This window comes from Allobosea massiliensis (assembly GCF_042655245.1).
Classification (GTDB): domain Bacteria; phylum Pseudomonadota; class Alphaproteobacteria; order Rhizobiales; family Beijerinckiaceae; genus Allobosea; species Allobosea massiliensis.
The window spans coordinates 395,063-416,613 of the sequence record NZ_JBHSLU010000007.1 but is presented as its reverse complement, the minus strand read 5'-3'; the positions used below and the strand labels follow the sequence as shown (position 1 = coordinate 416,613).

Below are 21,551 nucleotides of genomic sequence, written 5' to 3'. Positions count from 1 at the left end.
GGAGACGGACGCGTCAGCCCTGGGAGGCCGTGCTGCGCATCGCATCTTCGGCGGCGAGGAAGGCGGTCACGTCCGGGCGCTGCGCCGGGCTCTCCGCTTCCGTCCCGATTTCGGCCATCAGCCGCGCGACCGGCACATAGGCGCGCGCCGCGCGGTCGTACAGAGCCACCCGGACGAGCGCGTGGGCCGCGACGGTTTCCGTCCCGTCCCGGCCCCGCGTGACCAGACGGTGCTCGATCACCAGCCAGCTCTGCGTCCAGCACAGGATCTCGGTGTCGAGTCGGAAAGGCTGGAAGGCGCGCAGCTCCCGGCGGAAGCGGATCATGCCGCCATTGACCACCGGCACCCAGCGATGGCGCAGCACCGCCCGCCACAGGCCCGTGCGCAGCATCACATCGGTGCGGCCGAGATCCATCAGCGACCAGTAGCGGCCGTTGTTCATGTGCAGGCTGGTGTCGAGATCGTGCGGCCAGACGCGGAAGGACAGCCGCGACGGCTCGGCGAGCGGTTCCAACCGGGGGCGGAAGGGGCTCGTGACGAGGAGCCAGATGAGGCGGAACCAGAGATTCATGACGCGCTCGCGAGAGGGAAGCCTCCGGACCGCGCGGTTGTAGCGAGCCATAGTTCATATGTAAACGATCATGCCCCCTTGCGGTGGCCGGGATGACGGCAGCTCCCCGCTGGACTATGCGCTTCACACGCCCCCGAACCGGACGCTCCCGATGCCGACCCTGCATGTCTCCCCGCTGTCGAAGCTGCACGAGACCGTCACCGCCGTGCGGCCGAGCCATCTCGTCACGCTGATCAATGTCGGTACGGCGGTGGAGCGCCCGGCCGGCATCGCGGAGGGCAACCACCTGTTCCTCGGCCTGTCCGACATCAGCGCGCCGATGGAGGGCCATGTCGTGCCGGCCGAGGCCCATGTCGAGCGCTTCCTCGCCTTCACGCGACGCTGGGACCGCTCTGCGCCGCTCCTGATCCATTGCTGGGCCGGGATCAGCCGCTCGACCGCGGCCGCCTATATCGCCGCCTGCGCCTTCGCCCCGGAGCGCGACGAGGCGGAGCTCGCCGCCCGTCTGCGGAAGGCCTCTCCCTCCGCCACGCCCAATGCGCGGCTCGTCGCCATCGCCGATGCGATGCTGGGCCGCGACGGGCGCATGTGCGACGCGATCGCTGGCATCGGGCGCGGGGCGGACGCTTTCGAAGGCACGCCCTTCGCTCTGACATGGGACTGATCGGCCTCGGACGGGCTGGCAGCTTCGTGCGGGGACGGGGCGATTGACGCCGAAAGCAGCGCGGCCATGCTGAAATCGATGCAGAAGATTGCTTGCGCTTCGGCGGTTTCGCAGGATTCATCCGCGCCTGGGAGTCAGGCCATCATGACCATCGAACTCGATTCACGCGACCGCGCCATCCTGCGCATCCTGCAGGCGGACGGCCGGATCACGAATTCAGACCTCGCCGAGAAGGTGCATCTGTCGCCCTCGGCCTGCCTTCGTCGGGTGCGCCAGCTCGAGGAGAGTGGTCTGATCCGCGGCTATGCGATGATCCTCGACGACAAGATCGCGGGGTTTCCGGGGACCGCTTTCGTCTTCGTGACGCTCGACCAGCAGGGCCGCGCCTCGTTGGAGGGATTCGAGCAGGCGGTGCAGAACCTGCCCGAGATCCTCGAATGCCATCTCCTTGCCGGTGCGCATGACTATCTGATGCGGGTGATCTATCGCGACAGCGCCGATTTCGAGCGCATCCACACCGACATCATCACGCAGTTGCCCGGCGTCACCCGCGTTCAGTCGACACTGACGCTGCGCTCGATCAAGAAGAGTTCGGCGCTTCCGGTCTGAGTATCCGGCCGGGGTTGCGGCCGGGGCCACTCCGGCGGATAAGCGACGCCACAACGGGAATCAGGCCGTGAGCGAAGCCATCTCCAACGACGACATCGCCGCCCTGCCCTTCGAGGCGGCGCTGAAGCAACTCGAGGACATCGTCGCCCGGCTGGAGCGGGGCGATGTGCCGCTCGAGGAATCGATCGCGATCTACACCCGCGGCGAAGCGCTGAAAGCGCGCTGCGACGCGCTGCTGAAGCAGGCCGAGGCGCGCATCGAGAAGATCACCCTCTCCGCTGACGGCAAGCCGACGGGAACCGCGCCGCTGGACGTGGATCGGTAGACGCCCCTCCTCCACCCGAAACGACGCGCAAACGCAGCCGTTCTCTCGCATCGATGGGCCGCGCCGCGGCAACCTTGCCCTCTGGCCGGCGAGCCCGCACTCTGGCGCATCACCGGAGAGGTTCGCCATGTCCCAGCTTCCCGCCGAAGACCCCGTCCTGGGCGATGCCCGCTCCTGCGAGGCGATCGAGCAGGTCATCGTGCCGCGCGCGCATGATCTGGGGGGCTTCTCGGTGCGGCGCGCCCTGCCCTCGGTCGGGCGCAAGATGGTCGGGCCCTTCATCTTCTTCGACCAGATGGGGCCGGCGGAATTCCTGCTCGGCCAGGGCATCGATGTGCGTCCGCACCCGCATATCGGGCTCTCGACCGTGACCTATCTCTTCGACGGCGAGATCATGCACCGGGATTCGCTCGGCACCGTGCTGCCGATCCGCCCCGGCGCCGTCAACCTCATGACGGCGGGGCGCGGCATCGTCCATTCCGAGCGCACCGGGCTGGAGGAGCGCCAGAAGCCGCCGAAGCTGTTCGGCATCCAGGCCTGGCTCGCCTTGCCGAAGTCGCATGAGGAGACGGCGCCGGCCTTCGTCCATCATGCCGCGCCCGAGCTGCCGCGGATCGTCGAGGGCGGCAAGCGCATCAGCCTGATCATGGGCTCGGCCTATGGCCAGACCTCGCCGGTCAGCTTTCCGTGGGATGCGCTCTATGCCGAGGCCGTGCTGTCGCCGGGCGCGATCCTGCCGCTCGACCCAGACTATGACGAGCGCGCGATCTACATCGTCTCCGGCCGGGTCGACATCGCCGGCGACGAATTCGGCGCCGGGCAACTGCTGATCTTCAAGCCGGGCGACCGCATCTCGATTCTCGGCCTCGAGCAGACCCGGCTGATGATCGTCGGCGGCGAGCCGATGGACGGACCGCGCCACATCTGGTGGAACTTCGTCTCCTCCTCGAAGGAGCGCATCGACCAGGCCAAGGCGGAGTGGAAGGCGGGGCGCTTCGACACGGTGCCCGGCGACGAGGCCGAGTTCATCCCGCTGCCCGAGGGGTGAGCTCTCCCTCCGGCATCGCCCTCAACCGCGGCATCGGCGAGGCGAGGATCGCCAGGGTCGAGAGGCCGAAGAGGACGACCGGCAGACCGATCGCCACCTCCAGGCCCCAGCGTTCCGCGGCGAGCCCACCCGCCAGCGCGCCGAGCGGGCGCATGCCGTACATCGCCGTGGTCAGCGTCGCGCTGACGCGCCCGAGCAGCGGCTGCGGCGTCACGGCCTGCCGCAGGCTGGTCTGGGCGATGAACCAGAGGATCGGCCCGAAGCCGAACAGGAAGAAGGCGAGCGCCAGCGCGGGCCAGCCGAGGGCGGGCGGCGCCAGCGCGAGAAGGCCCGCCGCGACGCAGGAGGACGCTGGGCCGAAGACCAGCACGATCCCCACCGGCAGCCTTGCGATGAGGGTGGCGCCAGCGAGCGCGCCTGCGAGCAGCCCGGCGCCATAGACCGCCGTGGCGAGGCCGATCCGCTCCGGGGCCAGGAACAGAACGCGCGCTGCATAGGGCGCCGCGATCGCGCTGAAGGCGAAGAAGGCGAGATTCCAGGCGATGGCGCAGAGGGCGATCGGCCGCAGAAAGGGGTGGCGGGCGACGAAGCGGCCGCCCTCTACGATGGCGAGGTGGAGCGGCAGGCGCTGCTGCGATGGCGGGTGCTCGCCCGGCAAGCGGGAGGCTGCAACAAGCGCTAGCACGCCCGCGAGCGCGCAGAGGCTCAAGCCGATCCAGCCCTGCCCGCGCGAAACCGCCCAGCCGGCGATCAGCGGTGCCGCGAGGCTGAAGACGGCGCGGCCGAGTTCGAGCCGGCCATTCGCGCGCGGCAGCTCGGCGATCGCAACGCTGCGCGGCATCAGGACGAAGATCGAGAGCGCGATCACCACAGCGCCGGCTGCGGCGGCAAAGCTCGTCGCGGCCAGCAGCCAGCCGGTGTGGCCAATGGCCAGCAGGGCCGCGCCTGCCGCAGCGCCCGTTGCGATCAGGGCCCCACCAAAACGGATGAGATCGCGCGGGGCGAGCCTGTCGGAGACCACGCCGGCCGGGAGCGAGACCAGGAGCCAGGCCGCCGACTGGGCCGCGACCAGAAGACCGACGAGGCGCGGGCTGGCGCCGGCCTGCGTTGCCGCCAGCGTGATCGTGTCGAGCGCCAGACGGTCGGCGAACTGGGCAAAGGTGCCGGCGAGCAGCAGCGCCGGGAAGGACGACGAGGACATCGGAGGCTCCTGCCGAGGGGTCGGCAGGTGATGTCAGCCAAGGCCGGCGCGTCCCACCCGTTTCCTGCGGAGGCCCGCGCTCAGGTCACCATGGGCGGGGTGGCGAGGTGGTATTCCGTCGCCTGCTGGAAGGCGAAGCCGATGCGCAGCGCCATCGCCTCCTGATAACCGAGGCAGGAGATCTGCAGCGAGAGCGGCAGGCCCGACGCGGTGAAGCCGTTGGGCAGCGACAGCCCGCACATCTCCATGACATTGCCGAAACGCGTGAAACGCGACGGCATCACATCCTGGTCGACCGCATCGAGCGGAATCGCCGGGGTCACGGTGGTCGGAGTGAGCAACGCGTCGATGTCGGCCATCGCCGTGGCGAGGTCGCGCTTGGCCTGGGCCTGGAACGCCTTCGTGGCGAGATAATCCTGCGCCGTCAGTTGCGCCCCCGCGAGGAAGCGGGCGCGAACCGCCGGGTCGAGCGGCGCGGAGGCATCCTGCGCCATCGCACCGCCATTGAAGAAGGCTTCCGCCATGACGATGCCGCTCGTCGTGGTGAAATGCGCGAGCGGCCAGGGCAGGTCGATATCGACGATCTCGGCACCGAGGCCTGCCAGCGTCGTGAGCGAGCGGTCATAGGCGGCGAGCACGTCCTCATCGCAACCGTCCCGGTCGCGCTGCGGCATGCGAGCGAGGCGCAGGCCGCGCACGCCGCGCCGCAGCGTCGCCATCGGGCTCTCGGGCATGATGCCGCGGGTGTTCGGATCGGCCTCGTCCGGCCCCTGAAGGACGTCATAGAGCAGCGCGCAATCCTCGACACTGCGCGCCATCGGGCCGGGCGTGTCGAGCGACGCCGAAAGCGGGATGATGCCGGTCACAGGGATCCGGCCAATGGTGACCTTGAGCCCGGTGATGCCGCAGAAGGCGGCTGGAAGGCGCACGGAGCCCCCCGTGTCGGTGCCGATCGCCCAGGGCGACAGCCGCGCCGCGACGGCAACGCCGGAGCCGCTGGAGGAGCCGCCCGGCGTGTGCGGCACAGCCTCGTCCCATGGGTTCCAGGGCGTGCCCATCTGTTCGTTCGTACCCCAGCCGCCATAGGCGAACTCGACCGTATGGGTCTTTCCGAGCACGATCAGGCCCTGCGCGAACATGCGCTTGGCGATGGTCGCGGTCATGGTCGAGCGACGGCCGCGCCAATGAGCCGAGCCGCCGGTGGTGATGCGTCCTTCGAGATCGATCAGATCCTTCAGAGCGATCGGCACGCCATGCAGCGGCCCGACCGCATGGCCGGCGCGGATCGCCTTATCCGCCGCCTCGGCAGCCAGACGCGCATCAGCGGCGTAGATGTCGACGAAGGCGTGCAGCTTCGGCTCGAGCCGCTCGATGCGTGCCAGCAGCGCCTCGACCGCATCGACGGGCGAGAGTTTCCGCGCTGCGATCTCCCGCGCCAGGACATGGGCCGGCCAGAGGGCCGGATCAGTGCTGATGCGAGAAGCGCTGTCCATGAGGCTCACTGCATGCTGATGCGAGTCAGATCGACGAACCAGGATTGCGGGGAGACGAAGCCCTGGACCTTCTTCGACATGGCGCGCGGATTGAGGTCATGGACAACATAGAGCCAGGGCGGATCATCCACCAGCCGTTCATGCGCGAGCGCGGTCTGCTCCTGGATCACCCGCGGATCATTCGCTGCCGCGAGTTTCGCCAGCGCCGCCTCGAAAGCGGAATCTTTCCATTGCGGGAAGTTGAAACCATTGGGCGGCGCGCTGGCGGCGCCGAAATAGCGGGCCATCACGCTCGGATCGGTCGATGGGCCGGCGATGTTCAGCGCGAGCGAGCCGCCCAGCGAGGGTTGGTCCGGCTGGGCGCGCATGTTGTTGAGCAGCACCTGCCACTCCGACACGTTGAACTCGATCCGGATGCCGCAGGCCTCCTTCATGCTGGCCTGCAGGAACTCGTTCATCGGCAGCGGCGCCATCTGGCCCGACCCGGAGGTCGAGATCATGACCTTGAAGCTGAGCGGCTTCTGCGGGCCGAAACCGGCTTCGGCCAGCAGCGCCTTCGCCTTGGCGGGATCGAAACGGTAGCGGTTGGCCGGTTTGCCGAATGCAGGGTCGCTGGCCTTGAGCCAGCCGATCGCCGGCTCGGCCATGCCGTTGAGCAGAGCGACGATGCCGTCCCGGTCGACGCAGTAGTTCAGGGCCTGGCGGACGCGGACGTCCTTGAGCGGGCTGTCAGCGGCCCCGATGTTGAACAGCCAGGGCCAGACATGCGGATAGGAGCCCGTGGTGATGGCGAAACCGGCCTGCCGCAGGGACGGGATACCGTCCGTCGGCGGCACCTCGATCCAGTCGACCTGGCCGGTCCGCAGCGCCGCGAGCCGCGCATTCGCCTCCGGCATGGGCAGCAGCACGACCCTGTCGAGCTTCGCCTTGCCGGCGGCGTCCCAGTAGCCGTCATGGCGCACCAGTTCGACGCGCTCGCGCGGGACAACGCTGGCGATCCGGAACGGGCCGGTGCCGGCGGAGAGCAGCAGCGCCGTCTTCGCCCAGTCGCGCCCTGCCTTCTCGAAGGAGGCGGGCGAGCTCAGCAGCGCCAGCGAGATAATATAGGGAAAGTAGGACGCGGCCGTGCTGGTGGTGATCGCGACCGTGGAGGCGTCGATCTTGCGGTAGCCGGTCATGATCGGCGCCCGGGCGCGGACGATGCCGGCGGCCGGCGCCTCGAATTGCGGCGCGTCCTTGTTGAAGTAGCGCTCGAAGTTCCAGATCACCGCATCGGCATCGAAAGGCGTGCCGTCATGGAAGGTGACGCCGCGGCGCAGATGGAAAATCCAGGTCTTGGGATCGTCGGCCGCCTGCTCCCAGCGCTCGGCCAGGCCGGGCCGCAGCGGCGCGAGGCGATCAGTGGTCGTCAGGTCCCACAGAACGAGGCTTTCGAAGACGGGATAGCCGAGGAAGCGCATGCCCTCGAAACCGTTGTTGGGCATGCCGGTCGCGGTCGGGATGTCGGCCGCCGTCATGGCGATCCGCAGTGTTCCCTGCGCCTTTGCGGGAGCATTCCAGCCCACGCAGGCAAAACCTGCCATCACGAGGCCCGTGAGTATCGCTCTCCAGCGTTGGCCGGTATCTGTCCTTTGCGCCTGCTGCATGGCCGTCCCCTCTTCAACCTTGCATTGCCAGGATTCGCTTGGAGCAAGTTGCAGGCCGGCGCACAAGTCGATTTGTAGGGCAGGCATCACTCAGGGCCGGCTTGTCCCTTGCTGCACGGTTAAGGGCTGGTTTCGCATCGATCGGGCGTCCAGCCGTCTGGTCTGCCTCGTGTCGACAGGTCGCCTGCGCGACCTTGCCGCCCTTGTGCCACCGGGGCGGGATGCGATAGACCCAAACGGTGACCCAGCGCCCTCACACGCCGATCCTCGACCGCGTCGCCACGCCCGAAGATCTCCGCAAGCTCCCCGATGCCGATCTTCGTCAGCTCGCCGAAGAGCTGCGGCAGGAGACCATCAGTGCCGTCTCGGTGACGGGCGGCCATCTCGGCGCCGGCCTCGGCGTCGTCGAGCTGACGGTGGCGTTGCACCATGTTTTCGACACGCCGCGCGACCGGCTGATCTGGGATGTCGGCCACCAGGCCTATCCCCACAAGATCCTGACCGGCCGGCGCGACCGGATCCGCACTTTGCGCCAACCCGGCGGGCTGTCCGGCTTCACGCGCCGTTCGGAAAGCGAGTACGACCCCTTCGGCGCCGCCCATTCCTCGACCTCGATCTCGGCCGGTCTCGGCATGGCCGTCGCTCGCGATCTCGAGGGCGGCAGCAACAACGTCGTGGCGGTGATCGGCGACGGGGCGATGTCCGCCGGCATGGCCTATGAGGCCATGAACAACGCCGGTGCGCTCGGCTCGCGCCTCGTCGTGATCCTGAACGACAACGACATGTCGATCGCGCCCCCGGTCGGTGCGATGTCGGCCTATCTGGCCCGCCTGGTCTCCGGCCGCACCTATCGCTCGCTGCGCGAGATCGGCAAGCATCTGGCCGAGCGGCTGCCGCGCTTCTTCCACGAGAAGGCCAAGCGCACGGAGGAGTTCGCCCGCGGCTTCTTCACGGGGGGCACGCTGTTCGAGGAGCTGGGCTTCTACTATGTCGGCCCCATCGACGGGCACAACCTCGATCATCTGCTGCCGGTCCTGCGCAATGTGCGCGACTCGCAGACGGGGCCGATCCTCGTCCATGTCGTGACGCAGAAAGGCAAGGGCTACGCCCCGGCGGAGGCCAGCGCCGACAAGTATCATGGTGTCGTCAAATTCGATCCGGTCACCGGCCAGCAGGCCAAGGCGCCCGCCAATGCGCCGAGCTACACGACCGTCTTCGGCAATGCGCTGATCAAGGCCGCACGCGAGGACGAGAAGATCGTCGCGGTGACGGCCGCGATGCCGTCGGGCACCGGCATCGACGCCTTCGGCAAGGAATTCCCGGCGCGGACCTTCGATGTCGGCATCGCCGAGCAGCATGCCGTGACCTTCGCCGCCGGCATGGCGACCGAGGGCTACAAGCCCTTCTGCGCGATCTATTCGACTTTCCTGCAGCGCGCCTATGATCAGGTCGTGCATGACGTGGCGATCCAGAAGCTGCCCGTGCGCTTCGCGCTCGACCGGGCCGGCCTTGTCGGCGCCGACGGCGCGACCCATGCCGGCGCCTTCGACATCGCCTATCTCGCCTGCCTCCCCGAGATGGTGGTGATGGCCGCGGCCGACGAGGCGGAACTGACCCATATGGTCGCGACCGCCGCCGCCTTCGACGAAGGCCCCATCGCCTTCCGCTATCCGCGCGGTGAAGGCGTGGGCGTCGACATCCCCGATATCGGCGTGCCGCTCGAGATCGGCCGGGGACGAGTGGTGCGCGAGGGCTCGCGCGTCGCGCTGCTCTCGCTCGGCACGCGGCTGGCGGAATGCCTGCTGGCCGCCGAGCAACTCGGCCAGCGTGGCCTGTCGACGACCGTCGCGGATGCCCGCTTCGCCAAGCCGCTCGACGAGGCGCTGATCCTGCGGTTGGCGCGCGAGCACGAGATCCTCGTCACCGTCGAGGAAGGCTCGGTCGGCGGCTTCGGCGCGCATGTGCTGCACCTGCTCGCCCGCTGCGGCGCGCTCGATGGCGGGCTCAAGGTGCGTACGCTGACCCTGCCCGACCTGTACCAGGATCACGACAAGCCCGAAGCGATGTATGCGGCTGCCGGTCTCGACGCCGCCGGCATCGTGCGGACGGTGGAAGGAGCGCTCGGCGTCCCGGTCGCGGCCCGGCGCGCCTGAGCGCGGCCCCCTTGTCTGCTGCCGCGAAAACGCGCGCCGACCAGTTACTCGTCGAACGCGGCCTCTGCGAGAGCCGGGCCCGGGCCCAGGCCGCCATCACGGCGGGCCTCGTGACCGTCGACGGCCGCCCCGTCCGCAAGGCCTCCGAAATGATCGCGGCGGATGCCGTGCTGACGGCGCAGGCACCGCATCCTTACGTCTCCCGCGGCGGGCTGAAACTCGCGAGCGCACTCGATCTGTTCGGCTTCGACCCCGCGGGCCGTGTCTGTCTCGATGTCGGCGCCTCGACAGGGGGCTTCACCGATCTGCTGTTGAAGCGCGGCGCACGCCGCGTCATCGCCGTCGATGTCGGCCGCGAGCAGCTCCATGCCTCGCTGCGGGGCGATCCGCGCGTGACGAGCCGCGAGGGCTGCGACATCCGGAGCCTCACTCCTGTCGACTTGGGTGAACCGCCGACGCTGGCCGCCATCGACGTCAGCTTCATCTCGCTGCGGCTCGTGCTCCCCACCGTGGCCGCCCTGCTGGCACCGGCCTGCGAGATCGCGGCGCTGATCAAGCCGCAGTTCGAGGCAGGCCGCGCGGCTTTGAAGAAGGGCATCGTGCGCGACGAGGCGGTCCACCAGCGCGTCTGTAATGAGATCGCGACCGTGTTGGCCGAACTCGGCTTCGCGGTCGAAGCTCTCGTCCCCTCTCCGATCGAGGGCGGCGACGGCAATCGCGAGTTCCTGATCGGCGGGCGCCGGGCGGGCTGATCAGCGCCGCAGCAGCGCGTCGACCTCAGCCTGCAATTCGCGCATTTCTGTCGCGACGATGTCGACGGTGCCATTGGCATTGATGAATTCGGTCGCCCGCGCGATCTGCCGGCGCAGCGCGTCGCCCGCCACCTCGACGATGGTGATGGCGTCCAGCCGGTCGGTGCGGTCAGCGAGAAGGGCCGTCGCTGTCGTGACGAGCCGCGTCATGGCCCGGCAAAGATCTTCGAAAGCCGCCTTGCGCTCGGGCGCCAGGCGGTCATAGGCTTCCAGCGCAGACGGTGCGATCCGCAGCGGCGACGTCTCGAAATGCTCCCGGTAGCTAAGGCTGCGCCAGGCCTTGAGGTCCCGCACGATGTCGGGATCGTCTGCCGCGAGGTCGATCAGCATCAGCGCTTCGGCATAGCGGTTGAGATAGTCCGTCGAGAGGCGCGGATGCTTGGCCATATCCGCTCCGGCGTCCTCTTCTTCGGCCCGCACTCCGGTCGCGGAGGCGGTCGTCTCATGTTCCGAACCAGGGGCGATCATGCGGCGGCAAACCCAAAGAAAGTGTTGATCGGGCCGGGCTTCATCGCCACATGGACGGCATGTGCGGTCGCTACGCCATCACCCTGCCGCCAACGGCGATGCGGTCGCTCTTCGGCTATTCCGAGCAGCCGAACTTTCCCCCGCGCTATAATATCGCGCCGACGCAGCCCGTGCCGGTGGTGCGCCAGCACGAGGGCCACCGGCAGTTCATGCTGATGCGCTGGGGCTTCATCCCGGGCTGGGTCAAGGACGCCAGGGATTTTCCGCTCGTCATCAACATCCGCGGCGAGAGCGCCGCGACAAAGCCCTCCTTCCGCGCAGCGCTGACGCGGCGGCGCTGCCTGATGCCGGCCGACGGCTTCTACGAATGGCACCGCCTCGGCCAGGGCCGCCAGGCGGAGAACAGGGCCTATCTGTTCCGGCGGCCCGACCGCGGGCTCTTCGCCTTCGCGGCACTGTGGGAAACCTGGCATTCGCAGGACGGTTCGGAGATCGACACCGTCGCGTTGGTCAACGGAACGGCGAACGGGCTGATGTCGGCGATCCACGACCGCTGCCCGGTGATCCTCGATTCCCGCGATTTCGACGCCTGGCTCGATCCTGCGACCGAAACCCAGACCTACAGCGCGCTGCTCCGGCCGCCGCCCGAGGATCTGCTGGAAATGGTGCGGATCGGCAGCGCCGTGAACAAGGTCGCGAATGACGGCCCGGAGGTGCAGGCGCCGTTCGACCCGGCCACGGCGGAGGCGCCCAAGTCCCTTGCCGTCACCGCCAGAGCCAAGCCGGCGGCGCGTGCCAGGGACGACGGTCAGGGCAGCCTGTTCTGACGCAGGCTTGCCGTTCCAACAGTCGGAACGCTTTCCCGCCCGAACTGTAGGACCTCACATGGCCAGCACGGCGCCGGGGTTCAGGATGCCCTGCGGGTCGAGCGTCGCCTTCAGCGTCTTCATCAGGGCGAGTTCGACCGGATCCTTGACGCCGGGCAGCAGGTCGCGCTTGAGGCGGCCGATGCCGTGCTCGGCCGAGATCGAGCCGTGCATCTCGCTGACGATGGCGTGGACCGCCGTGTTCATCTCTTCCCAGCGCGCGATGAAGCCGGCCTTGTCGGCGCCGACGGGCTGGCTGACGTTGAAGTGAATGTTGCCGTCGCCCATGTGGCCGAAGGGCAGCGGCCGGCAGCCCGGCACCATCGCCGTGACCGCTTCAGAGGCGCGGGCGATGAAGGCCGGCACCGCATGCAGCGGCACCGAGACGTCGTGCTTGATCGAGCCGCCCTCATAGGTCTGCACCTCGGAGAGCATCTCGCGCAGCTTCCAGAAATCGGCGCGCTGGGAGAGCGAGCCGGCAAGCGCGGCGTCGGTGACCAGCCCGGTCTCGAGAGCCTCGCCGAGAAAGGCCTCGACCGCCTCGTCGAGCCCGGTCGCGGACTGGGCCGAGACCTCCATCAGCACATACCAGGGCGAGGGTTCCGAGAGCGGGTCGCGCGCGCCGGCGGCATGGCGCAGGACGAACTCGACGCCCAGCCGCGACATCAGCTCGAAGGTGGTGAGCGTGCCGCCGGCGCCGGCCTTGGCGGCGTTGAGCAGCGAAAGCGCGGCTTCAGGATCGGGCACGGCGAGGAAGGCGGTGGCGCGCGCCGCCGGCTGCGGGAACAGCTTCAGCACGGCGGCGGTGATGATGCCGAGCGTGCCTTCGGCCCCGATGAAGAGGTTCTTCAGATCGTAGCCGGTGTTGTCCTTGCGGAGCTGGCGCAGGCCGTTCCAGATCCGCCCGTCGGCAAGGACGACCTCGAGGCCCATGCAGAGCTCGCGGGCATTGCCATAGGCCAGCACGGCCGTGCCGCCGGCATTGGTCGAGAGGTTGCCGCCGATGGTGCAGGAGCCTTCCGAAGCCAGCGAGAGCGGGAACAGGCGCCCGGCCGCTTCCGCCGCCTCCTGCGCCTTCTGCAACGTCAGGCCCGCTTCCACCGTCATCGTGTCGCTGTCGGTGTCCAGGCTGCGGACGCGGTCCATGCGCTGCAGCGAGAGCACGATTTCGCGGCCCTCGGCGATCGGAATCTGGCCGCCGACCAGACCGGTGTTGCCGCCCTGCGGCACGAGGCGCGTGCCGGTGCGGGCGGCGAGCTTCACGAGTTCGGCGACCTCCTCCGTCGAACCCGGCCGCACGATCGCCTGCGCCTTGCCGCGGAACAGGTCCCGCCATTCCTTGAGATAGGGCACCATGGCGTCGGCATCGGTGACGATGTTCTTCGCGCCGACGATGGCCGCCATGTCGTCGAGGATGGATGCGCTCACGGATGCCTCCGGGGTCTCAGCTCTTCTTGGCGCGCCGGAACACGCCGACGAGTTCGATATGGGCGGAATAGCGGAACTGATCGACCGGCGTCACGCCTTCCAGCGCATATCCGCCCGCGATCAGGATCGCGGCGTCACGCGCGAAGCTGCCGGCATCGCAGGAGACGTAGATCACGGTCGGGGTCTTGGCCGCAGCCAGCCGCCGCGCCTGGGCCTCGGCGCCAGCGCGCGGCGGGTCGAGGATGACGGCGTCGAAGCCGTTCAACTCATGCTCCAGCAGCGGGCGCCGGAAGAGGTCGCGCACTTCGCTCGCGATCGGCTTCAGCCCCTGCGTCGTGCTCGCAGCGCGGGTCAGCGCCAGGATCGCGGCCTTGTCGCTCTCGACGGCCAGCACCTGCGCCCGCTCGGCGAGACGAAACGAGATCGGCCCACACCCCGCGAAGAGATCGGCGACGCGCTTGACCTTGGCGGGCAGCGCGGCCAGCACCAGCGCGCCGATCGCCTCCTCGCCCGCCGCCGTCGCCTGAAGGAAGCCGCCGGGCGCCGGCGCGACCATCGCCTTGCCCATGCGCTGCTGCGGCGGGCGGCGCTCGACGACGATCTCGCCATGCATGGAGAGCCGCGCCAGATCGAGCCGCTCGGCCGCCTCGGTCAGGGACAGCCTGAGCTTCTCGCCAGCCGGGCCATGGCCGCGAATGTCGATGTCGAGCCCGGCCTCGGAGGCCGTGACCTGGATGTCGAGCGGCTTGTTCGAGCCGCCGAGCCGGTTGGCGACGAGCTGGGCCGCGGCCGGCGCGCGAGCCAGCCCCGGCGCCAGCACCGGGCAGGCCGGCACGGCGACGAGATCATGGCGGCGCGCGACCATGAAGCCGACGAGCATGCCGGCGCCCTCGCGCCTGGCGTGGAAGGTGACGCGGCGACGGCCGGCGCCATGCGCGTCGATGATATCCGCGACCGGCGCAGCGATACCGGCGCGCTCCAGCGTGGTCTCGACCTGCCGCCGCTTCCATTCGCGATACAGGCTCTCGGACATATGCTGGGCGGCGCAGCCGCCGCAGCGGGTGAAGAGCGGGCAAATCGGTGCGATGCGCGATTCGGCGGGTGTGATGATCTCGACAAGCTGCGCGCGCTCGCCGTCGCGCACCGCGCGCACCGTCTCGCCGGGCAGCGAATAGGGCACGAAGACGTCGCCGGCCGGCGTCTGCGCGATGCCGTCGCCACGCAGGCCGAGGCGGCCGACGGAGAGAATCTCGTTCATCGCGAGCGTCATTGGCAGCAAAATCGTCTCCGGCGCCGGCCTTTGCCGATCGCCCTGTTTCGTTCGGGAGGCGGACGGCGCGAGGCTGTCGACCCGTCCGCCGCTTTCGCCTATCAGGTTGGGAGCAAACAGGGAAATCCGGATATGGCGAGCCGCGACGGCGTCATCGAAGCGATCGGCAACACGCCGCTCATCAAGCTGAAGCGGGCCTCGGAGCAGACCGGCTGCACCATCCTCGGCAAGGCCGAGTTCATGAACCCCGGCCAGTCGGTCAAGGACCGCGCCGCGCTCGCCATCATCCGCGACGCCGAGGCGAAGGGGCTGCTGCGGCCGGGCGGCGTCATCGTCGAGGGCACGGCCGGCAACACCGGCATCGGCATCGCGCTGGTCGGCAATGCGCTGGGCTATCGCTCCGTGATCGTGATTCCGGAGACGCAGAGCCAGGAAAAGAAGGACATGCTGCGGCTGGCCGGCGCGACGCTGGTCGAGGTGCCGGCCGTCGGCTACATCAACCCGAACAACTATGTGAAGGTCTCGGGCCGGCTCGCCGCGGAGCTGGCGAAGACCGAGCCCAACGGCGCGATCTGGGCCAACCAGTTCGACAACATCGCCAACCGACAGGGCCATATCGAGACGACTGGCCCCGAAATCTGGGCGCAGACCGAGGGCCAAGTCGACGGCTTCATCTGCGCGGTCGGCACCGGCGGCACGCTGGCGGGCACCGGCATCGCGCTGAAGCGCTTCAACCCGAAGATCACCATCGGGCTGGCCGATCCGATGGGGGCGGCGCTGCATTCCTTCTATACGACCGGCGAGCTCAAGTCCGAAGGCTCGTCGATCACCGAGGGCATTGGCCAGGGCCGCATCACCGCCAATCTGGTCGATGCGCCGATCGACGTCTCCTTCCAGATCCCCGATTCGGAGGCGATCCCGATCGTCTTCGACCTGCTCGAACACGAAGGCCTGTGCCTGGGCGGCTCGTCGGGGGTGAATGTCGCAGGCGCGATCCGGCTCGCCCGGCAACTCGGCCCCGGCCACACTATCGTGACGATCCTCTGCGACTACGGCACGCGCTACCAGTCGAAGCTGTTCAATCCCGAGTTCCTGCGCTCGAAAGGGCTGCCCGTGCCGGGCTGGCTGGAGCGGGACGCCGGCGTGCTGAAGGAGATGGTGGCGCGCGTGATGGGTTGAGTGGGCGATGCCGCTCGACCCCGCCTCTCCCCTCGCCCGGCTGATCGACGGACCGCTGCGCACCGGGCGTGTCATCTGGATCGGCCTGCGTCCGGCGCGGCGGAAGGCCATGCTCGCGGTCGAATCCGCGCAGCTCGATCCAACCGAAGGCCTGATCGGTGACCACTACAGCAGCCGCACCGGCGGCGCCCGCCACGTCACGCTGATCCAGGCCGAGCATCTCTCGGCAATCGCCTCGCATCTCGGCCGCGATGCGCTCGCGCCCGAGCTGCTCCGCCGCAACATCGTCGTCGCGGGGATCAACCTCGCGGCCCTCAAGGGTCGGCATTTCAGGCTCGGCTCCGCGGTGCTGGAGGCGACGGGCGAATGCCATCCCTGCTCGCGGATGGAGGAAATCCTCGGCACCGGCGGCTACAACTCGGTGCGCGGCCATGGCGGGATCACGGCCCGGGTGGTGGAAGGCGGCAGCGTCGGCGTGGGCGGCGCGATGGAGCGTATGCCCGCGCCTTGAAACTGGCCAGACTGTCGCGATTGCACCAAGAAAAGCGGTCGAGTTAACCCAATATGCGCTGTTCTGCCGTAAGGTCATCGCCTGGCCGCATCAGGACGCGGTCGTTCGGGCGCAAGACGCATGGGCATTGTCCGCTATGCCGATTTCCGTATCAGCCGCAAGCTGCTCTGCCTGCTAACGCTGGTGGCAATCCCGTTTGGGCTGATGACGTGGTCCTATGTCGATCAGGCCCGCAAGGACATCAACTTTGCCAGCCGCGAGCTCGACGGGGTCCGTTACCTTCAGTCCCTGACACCCCTCCTGCTGGATCTCTCGCGCATCTCCACCGGACTGCCGCCCGAGACGGTCGCGGCGCTCGAGCCGATCCGGGCCCGCCATGACGGCGTCTTCAACTCGACCGAAGCCGTCGAAAGCTTTCTGCGGGCAGCCAGCCGGCCCGACCCGGTCGCCGCCATGACTCAGGCGCAGGCAGCTTTGGTCAAGATCGCTGACGGCTCCAATCTCACCCTCGATCCGAAGCTCGACAGCTACTATCTGATGTATCTCGTCAGTGTGGTTCTGCCCGAGTCCGCCACTGCCACGGCCGCGCTGCGGCGGGCGCTGGAGCCTTTTCGCTCCGGCTTCGGCACGCGCGGCGATCTCGCCATCCTGCTATCGGCCGCAAGCCGTTTCGAGCGGGTTCGCGACGCCGTGCAGAATGCCGTCGCCTCGGCGATCGAAGGCAACGGTGCGGGGCGCGTCCTAGCCGAATTGGGCGAGGCGCCCATGAGCCTGCTCCAGACCAGCCACGCCGTCAGCACCGCGATCAGCCATATCGCGATGGAGCCGGACAGCGCCCCGCTCGTGCGCCTCGTTACCGAAGCGGAGCGAGCGATCGAGCGCCAGTTCGAGCTGTCGTCAGCCCTGAGCCGTGTCGCCGAGACCAGTCTGGCCGGTCTTCTGGGGGACCGGATTGCGCTCCACCAGCGCGAGATGCGGACAAATCTCAGTCTCCAGCTCGGCTTTTTCGTCGCGATCATTCTCTTCACCATCGCGGCCGCACGCAGCATCGCCCGGCCGCTGGTGGCCCTCTCGGGAGAGGTATCCCGCGTATCCGCCGGCCAGCGCCAGACCGTGATCAGCGGGTGCGACCGTTCCGACGAAATCGGCGACATCGCCCGCGCGATCGAGGATTTCCGCCGCCAGCTCATTGCGGCCGACGCGACCCGGCAGGAGATGGCCGCGATCGAGGAGCGCAACGCGCTGGAGCGCAGACGGCTGCAGCAGGACGTGGCAGGGCGCTTCCAAGCCGCGGCGGGCGATATCGTGGCCAGCGTTGCGGCGGCCTCGATGCAGCTGGAAGCGGCGGCCGACGACCTCTCCTCCACCGCCGGTCGAGCCCAGAACCGCTCCGAACTCGTCGGTGTCGCGGCGCGGGAGGCCTCGTCCCACGTCACCTCGATGGCCGTGGCCGCCGAGGAGATTTCAGTCGCCGTCGGCGAGATCAGCCGTCAGCTCGACGATTCGAGCCACTTCGCGCGCGATGCGGTGGACCATGCGCGGCTGACCGACCGGCGCATGGTGTCGCTCTCCAGCGCGGCCGAGCGGATCGGATCGGTGCTGAGCGTCATTTCCGACATTGCCCAGCAGACCAATCTTCTGGCGCTCAATGCGACGATCGAGGCTGCGCGCGCGGGCGAAGCCGGCCGCGGCTTCGCCGTGGTCGCTGCCGAGGTGAAGGCGCTGGCGGCGCAGACGGCGTGTGCCACCCATGACATCGCCGGGCTCGTCAGCGATATGCAGGAGGCCGCGCGCAGCTCGGTCGCCTCTATCGGCGAGGTCGGCAACATGATCGACAAGATGTCTGAGATCTCGGCATCCATGGCCGCGGCCTTCGTCGAGCAGACGGTGATCATCCAGGAGATTTCCGGCAATGCTCAGCGGACCGCCCATCTGACTGTCGAGGTCGCCGACACCATTGGCGAGGTCAGCGGCGGGGCGAAGCTCACCACCGAAGCCGCGGCCCAGGTCCACCTCTCGGCTCGCCAGCTGACCGAGCAGAGTCAGCGGCTCGCCCGCGAGGTCGAGAAACTGATGGCAACGCTCGCGGCCTGACGGCTCCTGCCGTCAGCGGTGATACATCTGCGCCGGACGGACCGGCCGCTCCGACCCCTCTGGCGGAGCGAAGATCGACACGGCCTTGGGATGGACCTTGAACAGCGCGGGTGTTGCCGTGACGATCTCACCATCGGCGTTGATCGGCATGGGCTTGCGGGTCTGAATGGTGAACTCGGTGCATTTGGCGGTCCGCACCTCCTGCCAGGCACCATGCGTGCCCGAGCGGAAGGAGCGCAGCATCAGCGCCAGCTTCCAGACATTCTTGAGTTCGAGGCTGTAGAGATCGAGCGAGCCATCGTCGATTTCAGCATCCTGCTCCACGACATTGCCGCCGCCGTAATGGCGACCGTTGCCGATCGCGATTTGATAGGTTTCGACCTGGGTCGCGCGACCCTTCTCGATGATCGTCGCGGCGAAGGTCGAGGCTTTCGTCAGCACCTTGAGCGCCGCCAGCGCATAGCCGACGCGGCCGAAGCGCTTCTTCAGCGCCGGATCGAGCCCCTGGGCGAGGTCGCTGCTGAGCCCGATGCTGGCGACGTTGAAGAAGGCATGGCCGTTGACCGTGCCGACATCGACCGGCCGCGTCAGCCCGGCTGCGATGACGCCAGCCGCCTCCGCCGGGTCGAGCGGCAGATCGAGCGTGCGGGCCAGATCGTTGGCGGTGCCCATGGGGATGATGCCGAGGGGCAGGCCGCTTTCCATCACCGCGAGCGCCGAGGAGGAGACCGAGCCGTCGCCGCCGCAGACGACGACGAGATCCGCCGTGTCGCGCAGCCGCACGATGTCGCGGGCGATCTCGGGCAGATGTTCGAATGTTTCGACAGTGGTGACGATGCCGCCCTCGTCCAGTCGCCGCAGTACGGAGTCGATCGACTCGCCGCCGCGTCGCGATTTCGGATTGCGGAGCAGCAGGGCCCGCCGTCTCGTGCTATCAGTCATATCGCTTTTGCCGATCACCCTGTTGGCTCGTCCCCGCCGGGCCACGGAAGTGGGCCGGCGGGTGTGGCTTTTCAACCGGGGGGTCGACGGGCGCGGTGCGGGTCCTGCCGCGCCGGCCCTGTTGCAGTGGCCCGCCTCAGTTCGGCGGGCTCCAGAAGCCGGCCTGGTAGTCGCGGTCGGAGATCGTCGCGGTCTCGCCTGTTGCCTCGGCTTCGGTCTGGGGTTCGGGACGATCGCGCTCGTCCTCGGGCAGGGTGTCGCCCTCATGCCTGTCCAGCATCGTCGCTCCTTTCGTCGGTTGGGAGGGGTTGCGGTGGCCGCACCGGGATAGGACGGATTGCTGCAACGCACAAGAAGCGGAGAGGTTTCATGCCGCCACGCCGCGACCCGGTTCACCCCGCCTGGAGCGGCCAGACCAGCAGGATCATCGGCACGGCGACCAGGAGCACGATCAGCGACAGGGGCGCGCCGAGCCGGGGATAGTCGCTGAATTTGTAGCCGCCGGGGCCCATCACCAGCGTGTTGCACTGATGGCCGATGGGCGTGAGGAAATCGCAGGCCGCGCCGATCGCGACGGCCATCAGGAAGGCGTCCGGGTTGTAGCCCAATTTGGCGGCGAAGCCGGCGCCGATCGGTGCCATCACCAGGACAGTCGCAGCATTGTTCAGGAAAGGCGTCACGGCCATCGCAGCCGCGATCATCAGCGCGACCGCTCCCCAGCCCGGCAGCCCCGCCCCGACCTGGGCGAGCCAGCCGGCGAAAACATCGGTGGCGCCCGTCGAACGCAGCGTGTCGCTAACCGGGATCAGCGCCGCCAGCATCAGCAGGATCGGCGCGTCGATGCTGCTATAGGCCTCGCGCAGAGGCAGGCAGCGCAACGTGATCAGAAGGACGGCCGCAGCGAAGAAGGTGAGCGGCACCGGCGCAAGGCCCGCGGCCAGCACCACCACCGCCGCCAGCACGATCGAGACGGTCATCACCGCCTTGCGGGTGGATCCGAGCGAGACGACGCGGTCGGCGAGCGGCAGCAGGCCGAGTTCCATCAGCTTTTCCGGCAACTGCTTCTCGTCGCCCTGGATCACGATGATGTCGCCGGCGCGCAGCCGGATGTCGCGCAGGCGCTGGGTGAAGCGTTCGCCCGAGCGGCTGATCGCGATCATGTTGACGCCGAAGCGGGCATGCAGCCCGATATCGCCCGCCGACTGGCCGATCAGCACGGAGTTGGGACCGATGATCGCCTCGCTGACCTGGTCGGGATCGAGCGCATCCTCCTTCTCGGTCGGCCGATGCTGGCCGTCGAGATCGAGTTCGCCCTCGGCCACGACCCGCTCCAGCACCGCCGCATCGCCACGCAGAAGCAGCGTATCGCCAGCCTTCAGGCTGGCGTCCGGCAGCGGCGCCTGCAGGCGGCGCTCATCGCGCAGGATCGCGACGATCTGGAGTTCGCCCCCACCCAGCGCCTTCAGATCGGCCACGGTCTTGCCGGCGAGTGTCGATTTGGGGCCGATCTCGGCCTCTGTCACATAGTCCTTGATGTCGATGGCTTGGTCGAGCGAGACCGCGCCGCGCCGGTCCTGCGGCAGGAGACGGTAGCCGACAGCGAGGAAGGCGCAGCCGGCGAGCGCGACGACGATGCCGACGGGCGTGAAGTCGAACATCGAGAAGGGCTCGCCACCCAATTCGGCGCGGACCCGGGCGACGATGACGTTCGGCGAGGTGCCAACGAGGGTGACAATTCCGCCCAGCAGCGAGGCGAAGGCCATCGGCATCAGGAAGACCGAGGGCGACCGGCCGCCCTTGCGGGCGAGCTGGTAGGCGATGGGCAGCATCATCGCGAGCGCACCGATGTTCTTGATGATCGCCGACATCACCGCGACGGCGAGAACCAGCAGCACCACCTGCGCCTGCGTTGACCCCAGCAACGGCATGATGCGGGTAAGCCCCCGCTCGATCACGCGTGACCGCGCAACCGCGGCGCTGAGGACGAGCGCACTGCCGACGATGATGACGATGTCGTCCGAAAAGCCCTTGAAGGCCTCGCCGGCCGGGATGATGCCGATCGCCACGCCGGCCAGCAGGGCCAGCATGGCGACGATGTCATAGCGCAGCCGCCCCCAGAGGAAGGCAGCCATCATCACCGCCACAAGCGAGACGGAGAGCAGTTGGGGGGTGGTCATCGGCATCCGTCCGCATCATCGAGGTCGCGGGACACCGCGCCAGCCATCATCCTCGCACCGGCTCTCCGAACGAGCGGAGACCCCGCCATCCGGC

At 68.6% G+C, this 21,551-nt stretch carries 20 protein-coding genes; 10 read left to right on the top strand and 10 right to left on the bottom strand.

Annotated elements, in window-relative coordinates; translation table 11 throughout:
- Positions 1-13 precede the first annotated feature (13 nt).
- Entirely contained in the window at positions 14-571 is a 558-nt protein-coding gene (locus tag ACFPN9_RS05095) for an acyl-CoA thioesterase (protein WP_377815717.1), read from the bottom strand.
- A gap of 151 nt (positions 572-722) precedes the next feature.
- Between ACFPN9_RS05095 and ACFPN9_RS05090 the strand changes: the two genes are divergently transcribed.
- The 4 genes from ACFPN9_RS05090 (at position 723) to ACFPN9_RS05075 (ending at position 3,217) form a co-directional block, all read left to right on the top strand.
- Positions 723-1,235 (top strand): tyrosine phosphatase family protein, encoded by a 513-nt coding sequence (locus ACFPN9_RS05090; protein WP_377815715.1) that lies wholly within the window; start codon positions 723-725, stop codon positions 1,233-1,235.
- 144 nt (positions 1,236-1,379) lie between these two features.
- Positions 1,380-1,844, top strand: coding sequence for an Lrp/AsnC family transcriptional regulator (locus ACFPN9_RS05085; RefSeq protein WP_066724416.1), 465 nt, complete (start codon positions 1,380-1,382; stop codon positions 1,842-1,844).
- A 67-nt stretch (positions 1,845-1,911) separates the two neighbouring features.
- On the top strand, positions 1,912-2,169 hold the full coding sequence (locus tag ACFPN9_RS05080) for an exodeoxyribonuclease VII small subunit (protein ID WP_377815712.1): 258 nt from the start codon (positions 1,912-1,914) through the stop codon (positions 2,167-2,169).
- Positions 2,170-2,296: 127 nt separating this feature from the next.
- The gene (locus ACFPN9_RS05075; protein WP_377815710.1) at positions 2,297-3,217 is read left to right on the top strand and encodes a pirin family protein; all 921 of its coding nucleotides are present in this window, start codon (positions 2,297-2,299) and stop codon (positions 3,215-3,217) included.
- Here the strand turns inward: ACFPN9_RS05075 and ACFPN9_RS05070 are convergent.
- From ACFPN9_RS05070 to ACFPN9_RS05060, 3 genes are all read right to left on the bottom strand, one after another.
- On the bottom strand, positions 3,195-4,418 hold the full coding sequence (locus ACFPN9_RS05070) for an MFS transporter (protein ID WP_377815708.1): 1,224 nt from the start codon (positions 4,416-4,418) through the stop codon (positions 3,195-3,197). The genes ACFPN9_RS05075 and ACFPN9_RS05070 overlap by 23 nt on opposite strands.
- Before the next feature lie 80 nt (positions 4,419-4,498).
- Entirely contained in the window at positions 4,499-5,911 is a 1,413-nt protein-coding gene (locus tag ACFPN9_RS05065; protein WP_377815706.1) for an amidase, read from the bottom strand.
- A gap of 5 nt (positions 5,912-5,916) precedes the next feature.
- On the bottom strand, positions 5,917-7,494 hold the full coding sequence (locus tag ACFPN9_RS05060) for an ABC transporter substrate-binding protein (RefSeq protein ID WP_377815704.1): 1,578 nt from the start codon (positions 7,492-7,494) through the stop codon (positions 5,917-5,919).
- Between the two features lie 302 nt (positions 7,495-7,796).
- On the opposite strand from ACFPN9_RS05060, the gene dxs reads away from it, so the two are divergent.
- The gene (dxs, locus tag ACFPN9_RS05055; protein ID WP_377815702.1) at positions 7,797-9,710 is read left to right on the top strand and encodes a 1-deoxy-D-xylulose-5-phosphate synthase; all 1,914 of its coding nucleotides are present in this window, start codon (positions 7,797-7,799) and stop codon (positions 9,708-9,710) included.
- An 11-nt stretch (positions 9,711-9,721) separates the two neighbouring features.
- Positions 9,722-10,462, top strand: coding sequence for a TlyA family RNA methyltransferase (locus ACFPN9_RS05050; RefSeq protein WP_377815700.1), 741 nt, complete (start codon positions 9,722-9,724; stop codon positions 10,460-10,462).
- Here the strand turns inward: ACFPN9_RS05050 and ACFPN9_RS05045 are convergent, their stop codons facing one another.
- Positions 10,463-10,909, bottom strand: a complete 447-nt coding sequence (locus ACFPN9_RS05045; protein ID WP_156446640.1) for a hypothetical protein — start codon at positions 10,907-10,909, stop codon at positions 10,463-10,465.
- A gap of 131 nt (positions 10,910-11,040) precedes the next feature.
- On the opposite strand from ACFPN9_RS05045, the gene ACFPN9_RS05040 reads away from it, so the two are divergent.
- Complete coding sequence (locus ACFPN9_RS05040) at positions 11,041-11,817, top strand: SOS response-associated peptidase (protein WP_377815697.1); 777 nt, start codon at positions 11,041-11,043, stop codon at positions 11,815-11,817.
- Positions 11,818-11,871: 54 nt separating this feature from the next.
- On the opposite strand, the gene ACFPN9_RS05035 is transcribed toward ACFPN9_RS05040, so the two are convergent.
- Both ACFPN9_RS05035 and ACFPN9_RS05030 read right to left on the bottom strand, forming a co-directional pair.
- Entirely contained in the window at positions 11,872-13,260 is a 1,389-nt protein-coding gene (locus ACFPN9_RS05035) for an FAD-binding oxidoreductase (protein WP_377815796.1), read from the bottom strand.
- Between the two features lie 40 nt (positions 13,261-13,300).
- A complete protein-coding gene (locus tag ACFPN9_RS05030) occupies positions 13,301-14,542 on the bottom strand; it encodes a class I SAM-dependent RNA methyltransferase (RefSeq protein ID WP_377815695.1) in 1,242 nt (413 codons plus the stop codon).
- Positions 14,543-14,686: 144 nt separating this feature from the next.
- On the opposite strand from ACFPN9_RS05030, the gene ACFPN9_RS05025 reads away from it, so the two are divergent.
- From ACFPN9_RS05025 to ACFPN9_RS05015, 3 genes are all read left to right on the top strand, one after another.
- Positions 14,687-15,733, top strand: a complete 1,047-nt coding sequence (locus ACFPN9_RS05025) for a cysteine synthase A (protein ID WP_377815693.1) — start codon at positions 14,687-14,689, stop codon at positions 15,731-15,733.
- A 7-nt stretch (positions 15,734-15,740) separates the two neighbouring features.
- Positions 15,741-16,244 (top strand): MOSC domain-containing protein, encoded by a 504-nt coding sequence (locus ACFPN9_RS05020; RefSeq protein ID WP_377815691.1) that lies wholly within the window; start codon positions 15,741-15,743, stop codon positions 16,242-16,244.
- A gap of 120 nt (positions 16,245-16,364) precedes the next feature.
- Positions 16,365-18,338, top strand: a complete 1,974-nt coding sequence (locus ACFPN9_RS05015) for a methyl-accepting chemotaxis protein (protein ID WP_377815689.1) — start codon at positions 16,365-16,367, stop codon at positions 18,336-18,338.
- 12 nt (positions 18,339-18,350) lie between these two features.
- On the opposite strand, the gene ACFPN9_RS05010 is transcribed toward ACFPN9_RS05015, so the two are convergent.
- From ACFPN9_RS05010 to ACFPN9_RS05000, 3 genes are all read right to left on the bottom strand, one after another.
- A complete protein-coding gene (locus tag ACFPN9_RS05010) occupies positions 18,351-19,280 on the bottom strand; it encodes a lipid kinase (RefSeq protein WP_066724534.1) in 930 nt (309 codons plus the stop codon).
- Positions 19,281-19,416: 136 nt separating this feature from the next.
- Positions 19,417-19,560, bottom strand: a complete 144-nt coding sequence (locus tag ACFPN9_RS05005) for a hypothetical protein (RefSeq protein WP_156446641.1) — start codon at positions 19,558-19,560, stop codon at positions 19,417-19,419.
- 112 nt (positions 19,561-19,672) lie between these two features.
- On the bottom strand, positions 19,673-21,457 hold the full coding sequence (locus ACFPN9_RS05000) for an SLC13 family permease (RefSeq protein ID WP_377815685.1): 1,785 nt from the start codon (positions 21,455-21,457) through the stop codon (positions 19,673-19,675).
- Positions 21,458-21,551 lie beyond the last annotated feature (94 nt).

Excerpts from the sequence above, each read along its gene's own strand:
- ACFPN9_RS05095 (WP_377815717.1), bottom strand. The coding sequence starts at position 571 with ATGAATCTCTGGTTCCGCCTCATCTGGCTCCTCGTCACGAGCCCCTTC.
- ACFPN9_RS05090 (WP_377815715.1), top strand. The coding sequence starts at position 723 with ATGCCGACCCTGCATGTCTCCCCGCTGTCGAAGCTGCACGAGACCGTC.
- ACFPN9_RS05085 (WP_066724416.1), top strand. The coding sequence starts at position 1,380 with ATGACCATCGAACTCGATTCACGCGACCGCGCCATCCTGCGCATCCTG.
- ACFPN9_RS05075 (WP_377815710.1), top strand. The coding sequence starts at position 2,297 with ATGTCCCAGCTTCCCGCCGAAGACCCCGTCCTGGGCGATGCCCGCTCC.
- ACFPN9_RS05070 (WP_377815708.1), bottom strand. The coding sequence starts at position 4,418 with ATGTCCTCGTCGTCCTTCCCGGCGCTGCTGCTCGCCGGCACCTTTGCC.
- ACFPN9_RS05065 (WP_377815706.1), bottom strand. The coding sequence starts at position 5,911 with ATGGACAGCGCTTCTCGCATCAGCACTGATCCGGCCCTCTGGCCGGCC.
- ACFPN9_RS05060 (WP_377815704.1), bottom strand. The coding sequence starts at position 7,494 with ATGGCAGGTTTTGCCTGCGTGGGCTGGAATGCTCCCGCAAAGGCGCAG.
- ACFPN9_RS05045 (WP_156446640.1), bottom strand. The coding sequence starts at position 10,909 with ATGGCCAAGCATCCGCGCCTCTCGACGGACTATCTCAACCGCTATGCC.
- ACFPN9_RS05040 (WP_377815697.1), top strand. The coding sequence starts at position 11,041 with ATGGACGGCATGTGCGGTCGCTACGCCATCACCCTGCCGCCAACGGCG.
- ACFPN9_RS05035 (WP_377815796.1), bottom strand. The coding sequence starts at position 13,260 with ATGGCGGCCATCGTCGGCGCGAAGAACATCGTCACCGATGCCGACGCC.
- ACFPN9_RS05030 (WP_377815695.1), bottom strand. The coding sequence starts at position 14,542 with ATGAACGAGATTCTCTCCGTCGGCCGCCTCGGCCTGCGTGGCGACGGC.
- ACFPN9_RS05025 (WP_377815693.1), top strand. The coding sequence starts at position 14,687 with ATGGCGAGCCGCGACGGCGTCATCGAAGCGATCGGCAACACGCCGCTC.
- ACFPN9_RS05020 (WP_377815691.1), top strand. The coding sequence starts at position 15,741 with ATGCCGCTCGACCCCGCCTCTCCCCTCGCCCGGCTGATCGACGGACCG.
- ACFPN9_RS05015 (WP_377815689.1), top strand. The coding sequence starts at position 16,365 with ATGGGCATTGTCCGCTATGCCGATTTCCGTATCAGCCGCAAGCTGCTC.
- ACFPN9_RS05010 (WP_066724534.1), bottom strand. The coding sequence starts at position 19,280 with ATGACTGATAGCACGAGACGGCGGGCCCTGCTGCTCCGCAATCCGAAA.
- ACFPN9_RS05005 (WP_156446641.1), bottom strand. The coding sequence starts at position 19,560 with ATGCTGGACAGGCATGAGGGCGACACCCTGCCCGAGGACGAGCGCGAT.
- ACFPN9_RS05000 (WP_377815685.1), bottom strand. The coding sequence starts at position 21,457 with ATGACCACCCCCCAACTGCTCTCCGTCTCGCTTGTGGCGGTGATGATG.